At 71.4% G+C, this 17711-nt stretch carries 10 protein-coding genes, 1 tRNA gene and 1 rRNA gene; 11 read left to right on the top strand and 1 reads right to left on the bottom strand.

What is annotated here, in order from left to right:
• Positions 1-94: ribosomal RNA gene (gene rrf / locus ACFY7E_RS26105) — 5S ribosomal RNA — on the top strand; the annotation flags it as partial.
• A 4-nt stretch (positions 95-98) separates the two neighbouring features.
• Positions 99-171, top strand: a tRNA-Thr gene (locus ACFY7E_RS26110).
• A 103-nt stretch (positions 172-274) separates the two neighbouring features.
• Here the strand turns inward: ACFY7E_RS26110 and ACFY7E_RS26115 are convergent.
• Complete coding sequence (locus ACFY7E_RS26115; protein WP_389488826.1) at positions 275-2920, bottom strand: SpoIIE family protein phosphatase; 2646 nt, start codon at positions 2918-2920, stop codon at positions 275-277.
• Positions 2921-3188: 268 nt separating this feature from the next.
• On the opposite strand from ACFY7E_RS26115, the gene ACFY7E_RS26120 reads away from it, so the two are divergent.
• The 9 genes from ACFY7E_RS26120 (at position 3189) to ACFY7E_RS26160 (ending at position 17655) form a co-directional block, all read left to right on the top strand.
• On the top strand, positions 3189-8675 hold the full coding sequence (locus ACFY7E_RS26120; RefSeq protein ID WP_389488829.1) for a HAMP domain-containing protein: 5487 nt from the start codon (positions 3189-3191) through the stop codon (positions 8673-8675).
• A 312-nt stretch (positions 8676-8987) separates the two neighbouring features.
• A complete protein-coding gene (locus tag ACFY7E_RS26125) occupies positions 8988-9662 on the top strand; it encodes a two-component system response regulator (RefSeq protein WP_053646858.1) in 675 nt (224 codons plus the stop codon).
• 137 nt (positions 9663-9799) lie between these two features.
• Positions 9800-12610 (top strand): DNA translocase FtsK, encoded by a 2811-nt coding sequence (locus ACFY7E_RS26130; protein WP_389488832.1) that lies wholly within the window; start codon positions 9800-9802, stop codon positions 12608-12610.
• A 270-nt stretch (positions 12611-12880) separates the two neighbouring features.
• Positions 12881-13708 carry a helix-turn-helix domain-containing protein gene (locus ACFY7E_RS26135; RefSeq protein WP_389488835.1) on the top strand — a complete coding sequence of 276 codons (828 nt, stop codon included), beginning with the start codon at positions 12881-12883 and terminating at the stop codon, positions 13706-13708.
• A 91-nt stretch (positions 13709-13799) separates the two neighbouring features.
• The gene (gene rimO / locus ACFY7E_RS26140) at positions 13800-15293 is read left to right on the top strand and encodes a 30S ribosomal protein S12 methylthiotransferase RimO (RefSeq protein WP_383438803.1); all 1494 of its coding nucleotides are present in this window, start codon (positions 13800-13802) and stop codon (positions 15291-15293) included.
• Entirely contained in the window at positions 15290-15967 is a 678-nt protein-coding gene (gene pgsA / locus ACFY7E_RS26145; RefSeq protein ID WP_389488837.1) for a CDP-diacylglycerol--glycerol-3-phosphate 3-phosphatidyltransferase, read from the top strand. The genes rimO and pgsA overlap by 4 nt, the downstream gene beginning before the upstream one ends.
• Positions 15964-16533, top strand: coding sequence for a CinA family protein (locus ACFY7E_RS26150; protein WP_389488840.1), 570 nt, complete (start codon positions 15964-15966; stop codon positions 16531-16533). Before pgsA ends, ACFY7E_RS26150 begins: the two co-directional genes overlap by 4 nt.
• 109 nt (positions 16534-16642) lie before the next feature.
• Positions 16643-17026, top strand: coding sequence for a helix-turn-helix domain-containing protein (locus ACFY7E_RS26155; RefSeq protein ID WP_030221417.1), 384 nt, complete (start codon positions 16643-16645; stop codon positions 17024-17026).
• A gap of 158 nt (positions 17027-17184) precedes the next feature.
• Entirely contained in the window at positions 17185-17655 is a 471-nt protein-coding gene (locus ACFY7E_RS26160; protein WP_383438798.1) for a Dps family protein, read from the top strand.
• Positions 17656-17711: the final 56 nt, after the last annotated feature.

The following is a 17711-nucleotide window of genomic DNA, read 5'->3' on the forward strand; positions in this document are numbered from 1 at the left end:
AACGCCCGGTTACATTCCGAACCCGGAAGCTAAGCCTTTCAGCGCCGATGGTACTGCAGGGGGGACCCTGTGGGAGAGTAGGACACCGCCGAACACCTGCCCTTTTAGCTCAGTCGGTAGAGCGTCTCCATGGTAAGGAGAAGGTCAACGGTTCGATTCCGTTAAAGGGCTCCGGTATAAAAAGGCCCCCGCCGCAAGGCGGGGGCCTTTTTGCGTTCCCAGGAGTAGGGGCAGAGAGAGCGGCGCCTTCCCTCGTTGGGAAGGCGCCGTGTCGTCAGCGGTCGTCCGGTTCGCGGAGGCGCATCGCGAGGATGGCCATGTCGTCGGAGGCCGGGGCCTGGGCGAAGCGCTCGACCGCACGCAGGACGCGGGCGGCGACCGCGCCGGCCGTCAGGCCCGTACAGGTCTTGAGGACGTCGGCGAGGCCGTCGTCGCCCAGCATGCGGGAGCCCTCGCGGCGCTCCGTCACGCCGTCCGTGACGCACAGGAGGACGTCGCCGGGGTCGAGCGTGACCGTCTCCTCGTACAGCTCCAGGTCGTCCATGACGCCCAGGAGCGGCTGCGGTTCGGCCGCGGGGCGGACCGTGCCGTCCGGGCTGAGGCGCAGGGGCAGCGGGTGGCCGGCGCAGACGACCTTGAGGACCGCGGAGCCGTCCTCCTGCGGGCGCATCTCGCCGTACAGGAGGGTGAGGAAGCGGCTGCGGGAGCCCTCGTCGAGGATCGCCGCGTTCAGGCGCTCCAGGACCGCCGGGCCGCCGAGGCCCTCGCGGGCCAGGAGGCGCAGGGCGTGACGGGCCAGGCCGGTGACGGCGGCCGCCTCCGGGCCCGTACCGCAGACGTCGCCGATGGCGAATCCGTACGCGCCGTCGCTGATCGGGAAGAGATCGTAGAAGTCGCCCCCGACCTCGTTGCCCTCGCCGGCCGCGCGGTAGATGACGTCGACCTCGACACCGGGGATCTCCGGGAGACCGGGCGGCAGGAGGCTGCGCTGGAGGGACTGGCTGATGGCCACGCGCTCCGAGTAGAGGCGGGCGTTGTCCAGGGCCAGGGCGGCCCGGCGGGACAGGTCCTCGGCGAGCTCCAGGATCTCCTGGCGGAAGTGGTCCTCGGAGGGCCTGCCGAGCGTCAGCATGCCGATGACCCGGTTGCGGGCCACCAGGGGCAGGACGACCGTCTCGCCGGCGACCGCGCTCGCCGTGGCCAGCGTGCTGTCGATGCCCGGCGCGTGCGGGCTCGACGGGTGGTCGAGGGCGTGGACCGAGGCGGTGAGCGCGGCCCGGCGGGCGGCTTCGCCCGGCGCGGTCCAGACCCGGGCGCCGGGCGTCGGCACCGGGTCGGGCGGCGTGATCGAGGAGAGCAGTTCCTTGAGGCCGTCGATGCGGTCCTCGTCCTCGTGGAGCACGTAGGAGAGGTACGGGTCGGAGGCCTGGTCGGCGATCGTGTAGACCGCGCACCAGGTCGCGAGGGTGGGGACCGTCATCTGGGCCATCAGGGCCAGGGTCTGGTCCCGGTCGAGGGTGCCGGCCAGGAGGTCGGAGGCCTCGACGAGGAAGCTGAGGGAGCCGCGGCGCAGGCGTTCCAGCTCGCCGAGGCGGGCGGACTCCACGGCCAGGGCGATGCGGTCGGCGGCGAACTGGAGGCGGAGGGCCTCCTCGTTCGAGTAGCGGTTCGCCGCCTCGGCGGCCACGCCCAGGGAGCCCGTGAGGCGGCCCTCGACCTTGAGGGGGACGGTGACCACCGAGCGCATGCCCGTGTCCTCCAGGAGCGGGACGGCTCCGGGGACGGCGGCCAGGTCCTCGTGGACGGCGGGCATCCGGGCGGAGCCGTACCGGCTGGCGCCGGTTTCCACGGGCACGCGCGCGAAGCGCTGGCGGGCGGCCGGGAGGCCGGTGGTGGCCCGTACCTCCAGCTCCGTCTCGTCGTCCGTGGCGAGGAGGAGGAAGGCGGCGTCGCCGTCGAGCATGTCGCGGGCGCGCTCGACCGTCCGCTGGAGCAGGCCGTCCAGGTCGTCGGGGGCCGGGGAGCCGATGAAGACCTCGAAGGGGTCGGCGGCACGGTTCTCGGCGCCCGGCTCGGCCGCGGGGCGCTGCGGGGTCTGGAGGACCGCCCGCTCGTGCTCGCGGACCAGGAGGCAGACCGTGGAGGGCTCGCCCTGGGCGTCGCGGACCCGCATGTGCGAGGCGTAGACGGGGACGACCCGGCCGTCGGCGCAGCGGATGCCGTAGCTGCCCTCCCAGCGGGAGAGGCGCAGGGCCTCGGCGAGGCCGGTGCCGATGCCGGGGGTGTGGGGCCAGGCGGCGAGGTCGCCCAGGGGCTTGCCGGCGACCTGCTCGGAGCCGTACCCGAAGAGTTCCCCGGCGTCCTCGTTCCAGGCGGTGATCGCGCCGTTCCGGTCGATCTGGACGACGGCGACGCGGACGCGGCTGTCGGCGACCGGGAGGAGGGCGTCGGGGACGACCGGGCCGGCGGAGCGGGTGCCGACCGGGCGCTGCGGGAGGTCGAGGTGGAACCAGACGTGCTTGCGGGTGGGGGAGTAGTCGACGCCCCAGCGGTGGGCGAGGGCGGCGCAGAGCAGCAGGCCGCGGCCGTTCTCGCGGTCGGGGGAGGCGAGGGTGCGGCCGCTCTGGACCGGGATCTCGCGCTCGGGGTAGCGGTCGGAGACCTCGACGCGGATGCTGTCGTCGGAGCGCAGGCAGAGCACGTCGGCGGCGGTGCCGGCGTGGATGACGGCGTTGGTGACGAGCTCGCTGGTGAGGACGACGGCGTCGTCCACCAGTTCGGGGTGGCCCCAGCCCTGGAGGGTGTCCCGGACGAAGGCCCGTGCGGCCGCGACGGACCGCCCGACGGGCTCGAAGCTGGCAGTCGCCCGCGCGGTGATCACAGCACTCCTCGTACGCGTCTCGACGCCCGGCTCTGCCATGCTCGGTCTGTCCTTCCCACTGCCCGGTGGTCGTGCGCGCACCACACCGTCCCCGCCGGGCGGACCGGGGCGGCTGGACAGCCGGATGCCAGGTTACTTACCTTCGCTGTCCGAGCGGATGCCGGTTGCCGCTGTTTCCGTCCCTCCGAGGGTAGGGACGCCTTCGAAGCCGCCGAACTGTTATCGCCTGGTTCGGTCGCGGTGAAACACTGGGCAGGCTACCGGCACAGCCGGAGCGGTACGGTCGACCCCTTTCGGGAGGGACACGGTGGAGTCTGGCACGGCGGCGCGTCGCGGCGGAGGCAGCGGTACGCGCGCGAGGGGCGGGCGTTCCCGTGGGGGGACGGTCCAGGTGGACGCCGCGGCGCTGGAGCGGTTGCTCTCCGCGCTGGTGTCGATGCGGGACGGGAACTTCCGCAGGCGGCTCACGGTGTCCGGCGACGGGGTCATGGCGGAGATCTCCGCCGTGTTCAACGAGGTCGCGGACCGGCAGCTGCACGTGACCGGGGAGCTGTCGCGGGTCCGGCGGGTCGTCGGGCGCGAGGGCAAGCTGTCCGAGCGCCTGGAGGCCGGGGCCAGCGAGGGGGCCTGGGCGGCGGCGATCGAGGCCGCGAACGCGCTCGTCGACGACCTGGCCCGGCCGGTGTCCGAGGTGGGACGGGTGCTCTCGGCGGTGGCCGAGGGCGACCTGGAGCAGCGGATGGACCTGCGGTCGGAGGGTTCCGACGGGACGGTCCGGCCGCTGCGGGGCGAGTTCCTGAAGGTCGCGCGTACCGCCAACAACCTCGTCGACCAGCTGTCGGTGTTCGCCTCCGAGGTGACCCGGGTCGCCGTCGAGGTCGGGACCGAGGGCAAGCTGGGCGGTCAGGCGCAGGTGCGCGGGGTGTCCGGTTCGTGGAAGGACCTCACGGACTCCGTCAACACCATGGCGAACCAGCTGACGGCCCAGGTGCGCGACATCGCGCTCGTGACGACGGCGGTCGCCAACGGCGATCTGTCGCAGAAGGTCACGGCGAACGTGGCCGGCGAGATGCTGGAGCTGAAGAACACCGTCAACCGGATGGTGGACCAGCTGTCGTCGTTCTCCTCCGAGGTGACCCGGGTCGCGCGCGAGGTGGGCACCGAGGGCGAGCTGGGCGGTCAGGCCGAGGTGGCCGGGGTCGCCGGCGTGTGGAAGGACCTCACCGACTCCGTCAACACGATGGCGGGCAACCTCACCAATCAGGTGAGGGGGATCGCCGAGGTGACGACCGCCGTCGCCAACGGCGACCTGTCGCAGAAGGTGCGGGTCTCGGCGCGCGGCGAGATCGCGCAGCTCGCGGACACGATCAACCAGATGACCGAGACGCTGCGGACGTTCGCCGACGAGGTGACCCGCGTCTCGGGCGAGGTCGGCGCGCAGGGTCTGCTCGGCGGGCAGGCGCAGGTGCCGGGCGCGGCGGGCACGTGGAAGGACCTCACCGACTCCGTCAACACGGTCTTCCGGAACATCACCACGCAGGTGCGTGACATCGCGCAGGTGACGACGGCCGTGGCCAACGGCGATCTGTCCCAGAAGGTCACGGTGGACGTGGCCGGGGAGATGCTGGAGCTGAAGAACACCGTCAACACGATGGTGGACCAGCTCTCCGCCTTCGGTTCCGAGGTGACCCGGGTGGCCCGGGAGGTCGGCGTCGAGGGACTCCTCGGCGGGCAGGCACAGGTGCCGGGCGCCGCGGGCACCTGGAAGGACCTCACCGACTCGGTGAACACGGCCTTCCGCAACCTGACCGGGCAGGTGCGTGACATCGCCCAGGTGACGACGGCCGTCGCCAACGGTGACCTGTCGCAGAAGGTCACGGTGGACGTGGCCGGGGAGATGCTGGAGCTGAAGAACACCGTCAACACGATGGTGTCGCAGCTGTCGTCCTTCGCGGACCAGGTGACCCGGATGGCCCGGGACGTGGGCACCGAGGGCCGCCTCGGCGGTCAGGCGCGCGTGGACGGCGTCTCCGGGCGCTGGCGGGAGCTCACCGACTCGGTGAACTTCATGGCCGGCAACCTGACCTCGCAGGTGCGGCAGATCGCGCAGGTGACGACGGCCGTGGCGCGCGGCGACCTGTCGCAGAAGATCGACGTGGACGCGCGCGGCGAGATCCTGGAGCTGAAGAACACCATCAACACGATGGTGGACCAGCTCTCCGCGTTCGCCGACCAGGTGACCCGGGTGGCCCGCGAGGTGGGCACCGACGGGCGGCTCGGCGGTCAGGCGCAGGTGCCCGGCGTGGCCGGCGTGTGGCGCGACCTGACCGACTCGGTGAACGGCATGGCCGGCAACCTCACCACCCAGGTCCGCAACATCGCCCAGGTCGCCACGGCGGTCGCGCGCGGCGACCTGTCGCAGAAGATCGACGTGGACGCGCGCGGCGAGATCCTGGAGCTGAAGAACACCCTCAACACGATGGTGGACCAGCTGTCGAACTTCGCCGAGCAGGTGACCCGGGTGGCCCGCGAGGTGGGCACCGAGGGCATCCTGGGCGGTCAGGCCGAGGTGCAGGGGGTCTCCGGCACCTGGAAGGACCTCACCCAGTCGGTGAACGGCATGGCGAACAACCTCACCATCCAGGTGCGGAACATCGCCGAGGTCACGACCGCGGTCGCCATGGGCGACCTGTCGAAGAAGATCACGGTCGACGCCCGGGGCGAGATCCTGGAACTGGTGACGACCGTCAACACGATGGTCGACCAGCTGTCGAACTTCGCGGACGAGGTCACGCGCGTGGCCCGCGAGGTGGGTACGGAGGGCATTCTCGGCGGCCAGGCACGCGTGCGCGGTGTCACCGGCACCTGGAAGGACCTCAGCGACAACGTCAACCTGATGGCCAACAACCTGACCAGCCAGGTGCGGAACATCTCCCGGGTGTCGGCGGCCGTCGCCAACGGCGACCTGACGAAGAAGGTGACGGTCGAGGCGCGCGGCGAGGTCGCCGAACTCGCCGAGACCGTCAACACGATGGTGACGACCCTGTCGTCCTTCGCGGACGAGGTCACCCGCGTGGCCCGCGAGGTGGGCACGGAGGGCGAGCTGGGCGGTCAGGCCCGGGTGCCGGGCGTCTCCGGGACCTGGAAGGACCTGACCGAGTCGGTGAACTCGATGGCCTCCAACCTGACCGGCCAGGTGCGCCAGATCGCGGCCGTCACGACCGCCATCGCCAAGGGCGACCTCACCAAGAAGATCGACATCGACGCGCGCGGTGAGATCCAGCAGCTGAAGAACACCATCAACACGATGGTCGACCAGCTGTCGAACTTCGCCGAGGAGGTCACGCGCGTGGCCCGCGAGGTGGGTACGGAGGGCATCCTCGGCGGCCAGGCGCGCGTGCGGGACGTCGACGGCACCTGGCGCGACCTGACCGAGTCCGTGAACGAGATGGCCGGGAACCTGACCCGCCAGGTGCGGGCCATCGCGGCCGTCGCCACGGCGGTCACCAGGGGCGACCTCAACCTCAAGATCGACGGCGTGGACGCGGCGGGCGAGATCCAGGCGCTCCAGGACAACATCAACACGATGATCACCAACCTGCGCGACACCACCCTCGCCAACGAGGAGCAGGACTGGCTGAAGGGCAACCTGGCCCGCATCTCCGGCCTCATGCAGGGCCGGCGGGACCTGGACGACGTGGCCTCGCTCATCATGAGCGAGCTGACGCCGGTGGTCTCGGCCCAGCACGGCGCCTTCTTCGTGGCGATGCCGACCGGCTCCGCCCACGGCGACGCCGAACTGGTCGGCGAGGGCGACGGCTCGTACGAGCTGCGGATGCGGGGGAGTTACGGGTACTCCGCCGGTTCCATGCCGACCTCGTTCCGGCCCGGCGAGACCCTCATCGGGACGGCGGCCGAGGAGAAGCGGACCATCCAGGTCAACGTGCCGCCGGGCTACCTGAAGATCTCCTCCGGGCTCGGGGAGGCCGCGCCCGCGCACGTGATCGTGCTGCCGGTCCTCTTCGAGGGCAAGGTCCTCGGCGTGATCGAGCTGGCCTCCTTCCAGCCGTTCACTCAGATCCAGCGCGACTTCCTCAACCAGCTCGCGGAGCTGATCGCCACCACCGTCAACACCATCAGCGTCAACACCAAGACGGAGGTGCTGCTCCAGCAGTCGCAGGAGCTCACCGAGCAGCTCAAGGAGCGCTCGGCCGAACTGGAGCACCGGCAGAAGGAGCTCCAGGGCTCCAACCTGGAGCTGGAGGAGAAGGCCGAACTGCTCGCCCGGCAGAACCGCGACATCGAGGTGAAGAACACCGAGATCGAGGAGGCCCGGCAGGTCCTGGAGGAACGGGCCGAACAGCTCGCCGTCTCCATGCGGTACAAGTCCGAGTTCCTGGCGAACATGTCGCACGAGCTGCGCACCCCGCTCAACTCACTCCTCATCCTGGCCAAGTTGCTCGCGGACAACGCCGAGACGAACCTGACGCCCAAGCAGGTCGAGTTCGCGGAGACCATCCACGGGGCCGGTTCGGACCTGCTCCAGCTGATCAACGACATCCTGGACCTGTCCAAGGTCGAGGCGGGCAAGATGGACGTCTCGCCGACCCGGATCGCGCTCGTCCAGCTCGTCGACTACGTGGAGGCCACCTTCCGGCCGCTCACGGCGGAGAAGGGGCTCGACTTCTCGGTGCGGGTCTCGCCGGAGCTGCCGGCCACCCTCCACACCGACGAGCAGCGCCTGCTGCAGGTGCTGCGCAACCTCCTCTCCAACGCCGTGAAGTTCACCGACACGGGCGCGGTGGAGCTGGTGATCCGGCCGGCCGGCACGGACGTGCCGCAGTCGATCCGCGAGCAGCTCCTGGAGGCCGGTTCGCTGCGCGATCCGGACGCCGACCTGATCGCGTTCTCGGTCACCGACACCGGGATCGGGATCGCGGCGAGCAAGATGCGGGTCATCTTCGAGGCCTTCAAGCAGGCCGACGGCACGACCAGCCGGAAGTACGGCGGCACGGGCCTGGGGCTCTCGATCAGCCGGGAGATCGCGCGGCTGCTCGGCGGCGAGATCTTCGCCGCGAGCGAGCCGGGCCGCGGTTCGACGTTCACCCTGTACCTGCCGCTGAACCCGACCGAGCTGCCCGCGCCGGGCTACGGCCAGGGCGCGCAGGACGGCGAGGACCCGCAGCAGGGTGCCGAAGAGGGGGCGGCCGGGGCCGTGCACCCGTTCCCGCACTTTCCGCCGGCGCCCGCGCGGACGGGGGCGCGCTCCGGGGCCGGGGCGCTGTTCCGGCACCGCCGGAAGGCGGCCGCGGAGGCGACCGGGGCGCGGAGCGTGCCGCCGGGGCAGACCGGGCAGCCGCAGCCCGCACCGGAGCGCGAGGAGCCGCAGGAGGCGCCGCCGCGCCGCACCTTCGGCTTCTCCGGCGAGAAGGTGCTCATCGTGGACGACGACATCCGCAACGTCTTCGCGCTCACCAGTGTCCTGGAGCAGCACGGGCTCGCCGTGCTGTACGCGGAGAACGGGCGGGAGGGCATCGAGGTCCTGGAGCAGCACGACGACGCGGCGGTCGTCCTGATGGACATCATGATGCCGGAGATGGACGGGTACGCGACGACGACCGCGATCCGGCGGATGCCGCAGTTCGCCGGTCTCCCGATCATCGCCCTGACGGCGAAGGCGATGAAGGGCGACCGGGAGAAGGCGATCGAGTCGGGCGCCTCGGACTACGTGACCAAGCCGGTCGACCCCGACCACCTGCTGTCCGTCATGGAGGAGTGGATGCGGCGCAAGTGATCCGGTCCGGGGCCGCGCGGAGCGCCGCGTGGTCCCGGGTGCCGCCGCGCCGGGTCCGGCACGATCTCTGACGGACTGTCGCCAGGAGCGTGTGAGAGGGCGGGATACGGGGAACCTTCTGGTCTCCCACCGCGTTTTCCCTACGTGCACAGTGACATCGCGGTGACAGGGTGTGGCGACGGGCGGGGTGCGGCTACGATGACCGGCACAAGGACGGACGGCGCTAGGGAGTCGTCTTCTGGGGCGGCGCCCGGTGCCTCCCCCGGTTCGGGGGACCGGGCAGAGCCGTTGCCGGGACGAGGAGGACGGGGCATGGTGCAGAAGGCCAAGATCCTCCTGGTCGATGACCGGCCGGAGAATCTGCTGGCGCTGGAGGCCATTCTCTCCGCGCTCGATCAGACGCTGGTACGGGCATCGTCCGGGGAGGAAGCGCTCAAGGCGCTGTTGACGGACGACTTCGCGGTCATCCTGCTCGACGTCCAGATGCCGGGAATGGACGGCTTCGAGACCGCCGCCCACATCAAGCGGCGGGAGCGGACCCGGGACATCCCGATCATCTTCCTCACCGCCATCAACCACGGCCCCCACCACACCTTCCGGGGGTACGCGGCGGGGGCGGTCGACTACATCTCGAAGCCCTTCGACCCGTGGGTGCTGCGGGCCAAGGTCTCCGTCTTCGTCGAGCTCTACATGAAGAACTGCAAGCTGCGCGAGCAGGCCGCCCTGCTGCGGCTCCAGTTGGAGGGCGGCGGCGAGAGCGGTCACGGCAAGGAGTCCGCCGGTCTGCTCGCCGAGCTCTCCGCCCGCCTCGCGGCCGTCGAGGAGCAGGCGGAGGCCCTGTCGAAGCAGCTCGACGACGACTCGGCCGACGCGGCGGCCGTCGCCACCGCCGCGCACCTGGAGCGCAAGCTCACCGGGCTGCGCCGGGCCCTGGACGCCCTGGAGCCGGGTGCCGGCGCCGCGCCGACCCTGCCCAGCCAGAGCTGACACGACGTCACGAAGCGCCCCGGTCCGTCATGGTCCGGGGCGCTTCGTCGTGATGCGGCGTCAGCACCGCGCCTCCGCGCGGACGACACGAACGGGTGAGGCGGACAGCCGGTTCCCACACGGGTAACCTCGGCACCATGGCTTCACGTACGTCCGGCAAGACCCAGGGCACGGCGGGCACCGCAAAGCCGCGCGCCGGCCGTACGACGGGCGCCGCGAAGAAGGCGGCGCCCGCGAAGTCCCCCGTCAAACCGCCCGCGAAGAGGGCTCCGGCCAGGAAGGCCGCGCCCGCCAAGCGCGCGCCCGCGCGCAGGACGGCGGCGAAGAAGGCGCCGCCCCGTCCCGCGCCGTCCCCGACCGGGGGCGTCTACCGGCTCGTGCGCGGCGCCTGGCTCGGACTGGCCCACGCGGTGGGGGCGCTCTTCCGGGGCATAGGACGCGGAGCCAAGGGTCTCGACCCCGTCCACCGCAAGGACGGCCTCGCGCTGCTCCTCCTCGGCATCGCGCTGATCGTCGCCGTGGGCACCTGGTCCAATCTGCGCGGCCCGGTCGGCGACCTCGTCGAACTCCTCGTCACCGGGGCCTTCGGCCGGCTCGACCTGCTGGTGCCGCTGCTGGTCGGCGGGATCGGCGTGCGGCTGATCCTCTATCCGGAGCGGCCCGAGGCCAACGGCCGGATCGTCATCGGCCTCTCCGCCCTCGCCCTCGGCGTCCTGGGCCAGGTGCACATCGCGTGCGGCTCACCGGGCCGCGGCGACGGCGCCGACGCCGTGCAGAACGCGGGGGGCCTCATCGGCTGGGCCGCGTCCCAGCCCCTCGTCTTCATGATGGGCGAGGTCCTCGCCGTACCGATGCTGGTGCTGCTCACCGTCTTCGGCCTGCTCGTCGTCACCGCCACCCCGGTCAACGCGATCCCGCAGCGCCTGCGGGCCCTCGGCGTCCGGCTCGGCATCGTGGAACCGCCGTACGACCCGGCAGAGGCAGGGGAGTACGCGCGCGGGGAGTACGACGAGGAGTGGCGGGACGCGGAGCCGGGGCCCGTGCGGCCCGCCCGGCGGCGCGCCCCCGGCCCGGCGGAGCCGTACGACGTGGACCGGGCCGAGGCGGAGGCGCCGGAGCGGCGCGGCCGCTCGACCCGCCGCCCCTCCCGGCGGGTCGGCTCCGAGGCCGGTCTCGACCCGGTGGACGTCGCCGCCGCGGCGGCGGCCGCGCTGGACGGCGCGGTCCTGAACGGCATGCCGCCGTCCCCGGTCGTCGCCGACCTGACCAAGGACGTCACCAAGGACGTCGCCGCCGAGCGGAGCGCCGCCGCGGCCGCCTCCGCCACCGGTGCCGCGGAGAGGGCGACCGCGCCCGTGCCGCCCGCCCGGGGCGGGGACTCGCGCGGGAGCGGAGACGTACCCGATCTGACCAAGCCCGCGCCAGAGCCGGCCGACCTGCCGGCGCGGGCCGAGCAGCTCCAGCTGGCCGGCGACATCACGTACGCGCTGCCGTCGATGGACCTGCTGGAGCGCGGTGGTCCGGGCAAGACGCGCAGCGCGGCGAACGACGCCGTGGTGGCGTCGCTGTCGAACGTCTTCGCCGAGTTCAAGGTCGACGCCGCCGTCACCGGTTTCACCCGGGGCCCGACGGTCACGCGCTACGAGGTGGAGCTCGGGCCGGCGGTGAAGGTCGAGAAGATCACGGCGCTCGCCAAGAACATCGCCTACGCGGTGGCCTCGCCGGACGTGCGGATCATCTCGCCGATCCCCGGCAAGTCCGCGGTCGGCATCGAGATCCCGAACAGCGACCGCGAGATGGTCAACCTCGGGGACGTGCTGCGCCTCGCGGACGCGGCCGGTGACGACCATCCGATGCTGGTCGCGCTCGGCAAGGACGTCGAGGGCGGCTACGTGATGGCCAACCTGGCGAAGATGCCGCACATCCTGGTCGCCGGCGCCACCGGCTCCGGCAAGTCCTCGTGCATCAACTGCCTCATCACCTCGGTGATGATAAGGGCGACCCCCGAGGACGTCCGGATGGTGCTCGTCGACCCCAAGCGGGTCGAGCTGACCGCCTACGAGGGCATCCCGCACCTGATCACCCCGATCATCACCAACCCCAAGAAGGCCGCCGAGGCCCTGCAGTGGGTGGTGCGCGAGATGGACCTCCGCTACGACGACCTGGCGGCCTTCGGCTTCCGGCACATCGACGACTTCAACGAGGCCATCCGGGCCGGCAAGGTCCAGCTCCCGCCGGGCAGCGAGCGCGAGCTCAGCCCCTACCCGTACCTCCTGGTGATCGTCGACGAGCTGGCCGACCTGATGATGGTCGCGCCCCGGGACGTCGAGGACGCGATCGTCCGCATCACCCAGTTGGCCCGCGCCGCCGGCATCCATCTGGTCCTGGCCACCCAGCGTCCGTCGGTGGACGTGGTCACCGGCCTGATCAAGGCGAACGTGCCCTCCCGGCTCGCCTTCGCCACCTCCTCGCTCGCCGACAGCCGGGTCATCCTCGACCAGCCCGGCGCCGAGAAGCTGATCGGCAAGGGTGACGGGCTCTTCCTGCCGATGGGGGCCAACAAGCCCGTCCGCATGCAGGGCGCGTTCGTCACCGAGCACGAGGTCGCCACCGTCGTGCAGCACTGCAAGGACCAGATGACGCCCGTCTTCCGGGACGACGTCACCGTGGGCACCAAGCAGAAGAAGGAGATCGACGAGGAGATCGGCGACGACCTCGACCTGCTGTGCCAGGCCGCCGAACTCGTCGTCTCCACCCAGTTCGGCTCCACCTCGATGCTCCAGCGCAAACTGCGCGTCGGCTTCGCCAAGGCCGGCCGGCTGATGGACCTGATGGAGTCGCGCAACATCGTCGGCCCCAGCGAGGGCTCCAAGGCGCGCGACGTCCTCGTCAAGCCCGACGAACTCGACGGGGTCCTCGCCGTGATCCGGGGCGAGTCGGCCGAGTAGGCGGCCCGTGACCGGGGCCGCCGCGGGCCCCGGCACGGGCCGGGTGTGGGTGCCGGAAGGCGGGGTACCCGTTCGAGATCTGGCTGAGACTCACTCGTAAGAAAAGGCTGGGCAACCGTTTCCCCCGACCGCACGTCAAGTTGGACGGAGGGACAGAAGGATGTCCCAGCCTCATGGCGTACAAACAGCACCCGCCCGGTTGCCCCACCCTTTCGTACCACCCATAGACTGAACGTCCAGCAGGTGGCTACACGCTCGAAAGGCGCTCTCGTGTCCATCGGCAACTCCCCCGAAGACGACCGGACCTTCCCGGCAGACGACCGGGACTCGATCGGTCGCGCTCTCCGGCAGGCCCGTGTCGCCGCCGGTCTCACCGTCGAAGAGGTCAGTGCCTCCACCCGCGTCCGGACCCCGATCGTGCACGCGATCGAGGAGGGCGACTTCTCGCGCTGTGGCGGCGACGTCTACGCCCGCGGCCACATCCGCACCCTCGCGCGCGCCGTCGGCCTCGACCCGGCTCCGCTGGTCGAGCAGTACGACGCCGAGCACGGCGGCCGTCCCGCACCCACCCCCGCCGCTCCGCTGTTCGAGGCGGAGCGCATCCGCCCCGAGCCGCGCCGGCCCAACTGGACCGCCGCGATGGTCGCGGCCATCGTCGCCGTCGTCGGGTTCGTCGGCTTCACGATGTTCAGCGGCGACGAGACCCCGAAGGGCACCACCGCGGCCGACGGCGGCCCGGCGCCCGCTCCCGAGCAGGCGACCTCCGCCGCCAAGCCGAAGCCGGTCAAGCCCGTCGCGCCCAAGCCCACCGAGAGCGCGATCGCCGCGGTCCCGCAGGACAAGGTCACGATCAAGCTCTCCGCCACCGACGGCAAGAGCTGGATCTCGGCCAAGGCCCACGACGGCAAGATCCTCTTCGACGGACTGCTCGCGGAGGGCGAGTCCAGGACCTTCCAGGACGACGAGCGCGTCGACCTGGTCCTCGGCAACGCCGGCGCCATCGAGCTCTACGTCAACGGCAAGAAGGTCGCCGACAAGTTCGAATCCGGCCAGGTCGAGCGGCTCACGTACACCAAGGGCGACCCCCAGGCCGGCTGAGCCGGTCCGGCCGCCGCCGTGATGTGACCTCCGTCGCGCAGGTGAACCCTGCGCGACGGGGGAACGGCCGGGACGAAGTAGTCTTGAGCCCATGCCCGAACGCCGTACCGTCGCCCTTGTCACTCTTGGCTGCGCCCGTAACGAGGTGGACTCGGAGGAGCTCGCAGGCCGCTTGGCAGCGGACGGCTGGGAGCTCGTCGAGAACGCCGAGCAAGCCGATGTCGCCGTCGTCAACACCTGTGGATTCGTCGAGGCCGCCAAGAAGGACTCCGTCGACGCCCTGCTCGAAGCCAATGACCTGAAGGACCACGGCAGGACCCAGGCCGTCGTTGCCGTCGGCTGCATGGCCGAGCGGTACGGCAAGGAGCTCGCCGAAGCCCTTCCGGAGGCCGACGGGGTCCTCGGTTTCGACGACTACGCCGACATCTCCAACCGCCTCCAGACCATCCTCAGCGGTGGCAGCGTCGAGGCCCACACCCCGCGCGACCGGCGCAAGCTGCTGCCGCTCTCGCCCGTGGAGCGGCAGGAGGCCGCGGCCGCCGTGGCCCTGCCGGGGCACGGCGACGGCGCCGAGGCGCCCACCGACGCCCCGGCCGACCTGCCCGAGGGCCTCGCGCCCGCCTCCGGGCCGCGCGCGCCGCTCCGCCGTCGCCTGGACACCAGCCCCGTCGCCTCCGTGAAGCTGGCCTCCGGCTGCGACCGCCGCTGCACCTTCTGCGCCATCCCCTCCTTCCGCGGCTCCTTCGTCTCGCGCCGCCCCTCGGACGTGCTCAACGAGACGCGCTGGCTCGCCGAGCAGGGCGTGAAGGAGATCATGCTGGTCTCCGAGAACAACACCTCCTACGGCAAGGACCTCGGCGACATCCGGCTCCTGGAGGGCCTGCTGCCCGAGCTGGCGGCCGTGGACGGCATCGAGCGCGTCCGCGTCAGCTACCTCCAGCCCGCCGAGATGCGCCCCGGTCTGATCGACGTCCTCACCTCCACCGAGAAGGTCGTCCCGTACTTCGACCTCTCCTTCCAGCACAGCGCCCCCGACGTGCTGCGGGCCATGCGCCGCTTCGGCGACACCGACCGCTTCCTGGAGCTCCTGGAGACCATCCGCTCCAAGGCCCCCACGGCCGGCGCCCGCTCCAACTTCATCGTCGGCTTCCCCGGCGAGACCGAGGCGGACTTCGCCGAGCTGGAACGCTTCATCACCCACGCGCGCCTCGACGCCATCGGTGTCTTCGGCTACTCCGACGAGGACGGCACCGAGGCCGCCACGTACGAGCACAAGCTCGACCAGGACGTGGTCGACAAGCGGCTCGCCCACCTCTCCCGGCTCGCCGAGGAGCTCACCGCGCAGCGCGCGGAGGAGCGGATCGGAGAGACCCTGGAGGTACTCGTCGAGTCCCTGGACGAGGAGGACGGCTGGATCGGCCGCGCCGCCCACCAGGCCCCCGAGACCGACGGGCAGGTGGTCCTCGTCACCGCCGACGGCACGGACCCCGACCTGGCCCCGGGCCGTATGGTCAGGGCGAAGGTCGTCGGGACGGAGGGCGTCGACCTGGTGGCCGAGTGTCTTTTCGAGGAGGCGGGCAGATGACCGGAGTCCCGGCATCCGCGACGGGCGGGACCGGTAGGCCGGCGCCCCGCGGCAAGCTGGGCACGGCGGCCGTCAACCAGGCCAGCCTGTGGAACATCGCGAACATCCTCACCATGATCCGGCTGGTGCTCGTGCCGGGCTTCGTGGTGCTGCTGCTCCAGGACGGAGGGCACGACCCCGCGTGGCGGGCCTGGGCCTGGGCGGCGTTCGCGGTGGCCATGATCACGGACGTCTTCGACGGGCACCTCGCCCGTACGTACAACCTGGTCACCGACTTCGGGAAGATCGCCGACCCGATCGCGGACAAGGCGATCATGGCGGCCGGCCTGATCTCCCTGTCCGCGCTCGGGGATCTCCCCTGGTGGGTGACCGCGGTCATCCTGGCCAGGGAACTGGGGATCACCCTGATGCGGTTCTGGGTCATCCGGCACGGGGTCATCCCCGCCAGCCGGGGCGGCAAGATGAAGACCCTGGCCCAGGGCACGGCCGTGGGCATGTACGTCCTCATGCTCGCCGGACCGCTGGCCACCCTTCGCTTCTGGGTGATGGCGGTGGCCGTCGTGCTGACGGTCGTCACCGGTCTCGACTACGTGCGGCAGGCCGTCGTGCTGCGGCGCAGGGGCCTCGCCGCCGAGCGGGCCGCCGCCGAGCGCTCGGCGGCGGCGGCACGATGACCGAGGCGGCCCGGGTGCTCGCGCTGCTCGCCGAGCGCGGCCAGACACTGGCCGTCGCGGAGTCGCTCACGGGCGGCCTGGTGGCCGCCGAGCTCACCGGGGTCCCCGGCGCCTCGGCGTCCTTCCGGGGGTCCGTCACGGCCTACGCCACCGCCCTCAAGCACGAGCTCCTCGGCGTCGACGGAGCCCTGCTCGCGGAGCGCGGCGCGGTGGACCCCGAGGTCGCGTCGCAGATGGCGGCCGGTGTACGGGCCCGGCTCGGCGCCGACTGGGGCATCGCGACGACCGGGGTCGCGGGCCCCGACCCACAGGACGGACAGCCCGTCGGAACCGTCTACGTGGCGGTCGCGGGACCGGCCGGGGGGACGCCCAAGGCGGGTGCTTCGGAGGGGTCTCCGACGGGGGCCTCAACGGGATCTCCGATGGGGAAAGTGTTCCCGTTGAGGTTGAACGGCGATCGCGGGGAAATCCGTAGGGAGAGCGTACGGATCGTGCTCCGGCTGCTCCGCGAGGAACTCTCGGGAAATGTGCGGGCACAGGATACGGAACAGAACGGGGGGAATTGATGTTTGCAGCCCTGAGTGAACACGACATCGCTCCCCGCACGGCCGCGGCGCGAGGCGGTACGGTGGGGCGTGAAGGATGCGGCTACGCGGTCCGAGGAGGGAGCCACCGATGATTCTGCTCCGTCGCCTGCTGGGTGACGTGCTGCGTCGGCAGCGCCAGCGCCAGGGCCGTACTCTGCGCGAAGTCTCCTCGTCCGCCCGAGTCTCGCTCGGCTATCTCTCCGAGGTGGAGCGGGGGCAGAAGGAGGCGTCCTCCGAGCTGCTCTCCGCGATCTGCGACGCGTTGGACGTACGGATGTCCGAGCTCATGCGCGAAGTGAGCGACGAGCTGTCGCTGGCCGAACTGGCCGAGTCGGCAGCAGCGAGCGAACAGGTGCCGGCACCGGTTCGTCCGATGCTCAATTCGGTGTCGGTGACGTCGGTGGCGGGTGTGCCCACCGAGCGGGTGACCATCAAGGCGCCCGCGGAAGCGGTCGACGTCGTCGCTGCCTGAACCGAAACGAGGGTGAAGCCCCGGTTCCGTGCCCCGCGAGGGGCACCGGCCGGGGCTTCACCCTTTCCCGGTAATTCTTTGGGCCGTTTTGTTTGAGATGCCGGGTTCCGGTCAGGCGTGCCATGGTGGGGAAACGTTCGACTGGTTGGAGATCCCGCATGTCTGTCGTGAAGAGCACGCTGTCCGAGACCGACCTCAAGACCGTCGGCAACGCCCTCCAGGGAGCCCTCGTCGACCTCGTCGACCTCTCCCTGGTGGCCAAGCAGGTGCACTGGAACGTCGTCGGACCGCGCTTCCGCTCCGTCCACCTCCAGCTGGACGAGGTGGTCACCACCGCCCGGACGCACTCCGACACCGTGGCCGAGCGTGCCTCCGCCCTGGGCGTCAACCCGGACGGGCGAGCGGCGACCGTCTCGTCGTCGAGCGCGATAGGAACGGTGCCGGAGGGCTGGATCAAGGACGAGGAGGCGGTGCGGATCCTCGTCGCCGCCCTCGGTGCCGTCACCACCCGGATGCGGGAGCGGATCGACGCGACCGGCGACCCCGACCCGGTCACCCAGGACATCCTGATCGCCCTGACGGGCGAGCTCGAGAAGCACGCGTGGATGTTCCAGGCGGAGAGCGTCTGAGGCGGGCCGGGGCGTGCTGATACGTACGGTGCGCGCCGGGGCGGGCCCCGGTGCGC

The organism is Streptomyces sp. NPDC012825 (genome assembly GCF_042900925.1).
Lineage (GTDB): Bacteria > Actinomycetota > Actinomycetes > Streptomycetales > Streptomycetaceae > Streptomyces.

What these genes read in the sequence shown, in the direction of transcription:
- ACFY7E_RS26115 (WP_389488826.1), bottom strand. Translation starts at nt 2,920, where the DNA reads ATGGCAGAGCCGGGCGTCGAGACGCGTACGAGGAGTGCTGTGATCACC.
- ACFY7E_RS26125 (WP_053646858.1), top strand. Translation starts at nt 8,988, where the DNA reads ATGGTGCAGAAGGCCAAGATCCTCCTGGTCGATGACCGGCCGGAGAAT.
- ACFY7E_RS26130 (WP_389488832.1), top strand. Translation starts at nt 9,800, where the DNA reads ATGGCTTCACGTACGTCCGGCAAGACCCAGGGCACGGCGGGCACCGCA.
- rimO (WP_383438803.1), top strand. Translation starts at nt 13,800, where the DNA reads ATGCCCGAACGCCGTACCGTCGCCCTTGTCACTCTTGGCTGCGCCCGT.
- pgsA (WP_389488837.1), top strand. Translation starts at nt 15,290, where the DNA reads ATGACCGGAGTCCCGGCATCCGCGACGGGCGGGACCGGTAGGCCGGCG.
- ACFY7E_RS26150 (WP_389488840.1), top strand. Translation starts at nt 15,964, where the DNA reads ATGACCGAGGCGGCCCGGGTGCTCGCGCTGCTCGCCGAGCGCGGCCAG.
- ACFY7E_RS26155 (WP_030221417.1), top strand. Translation starts at nt 16,643, where the DNA reads ATGATTCTGCTCCGTCGCCTGCTGGGTGACGTGCTGCGTCGGCAGCGC.
- ACFY7E_RS26160 (WP_383438798.1), top strand. Translation starts at nt 17,185, where the DNA reads ATGTCTGTCGTGAAGAGCACGCTGTCCGAGACCGACCTCAAGACCGTC.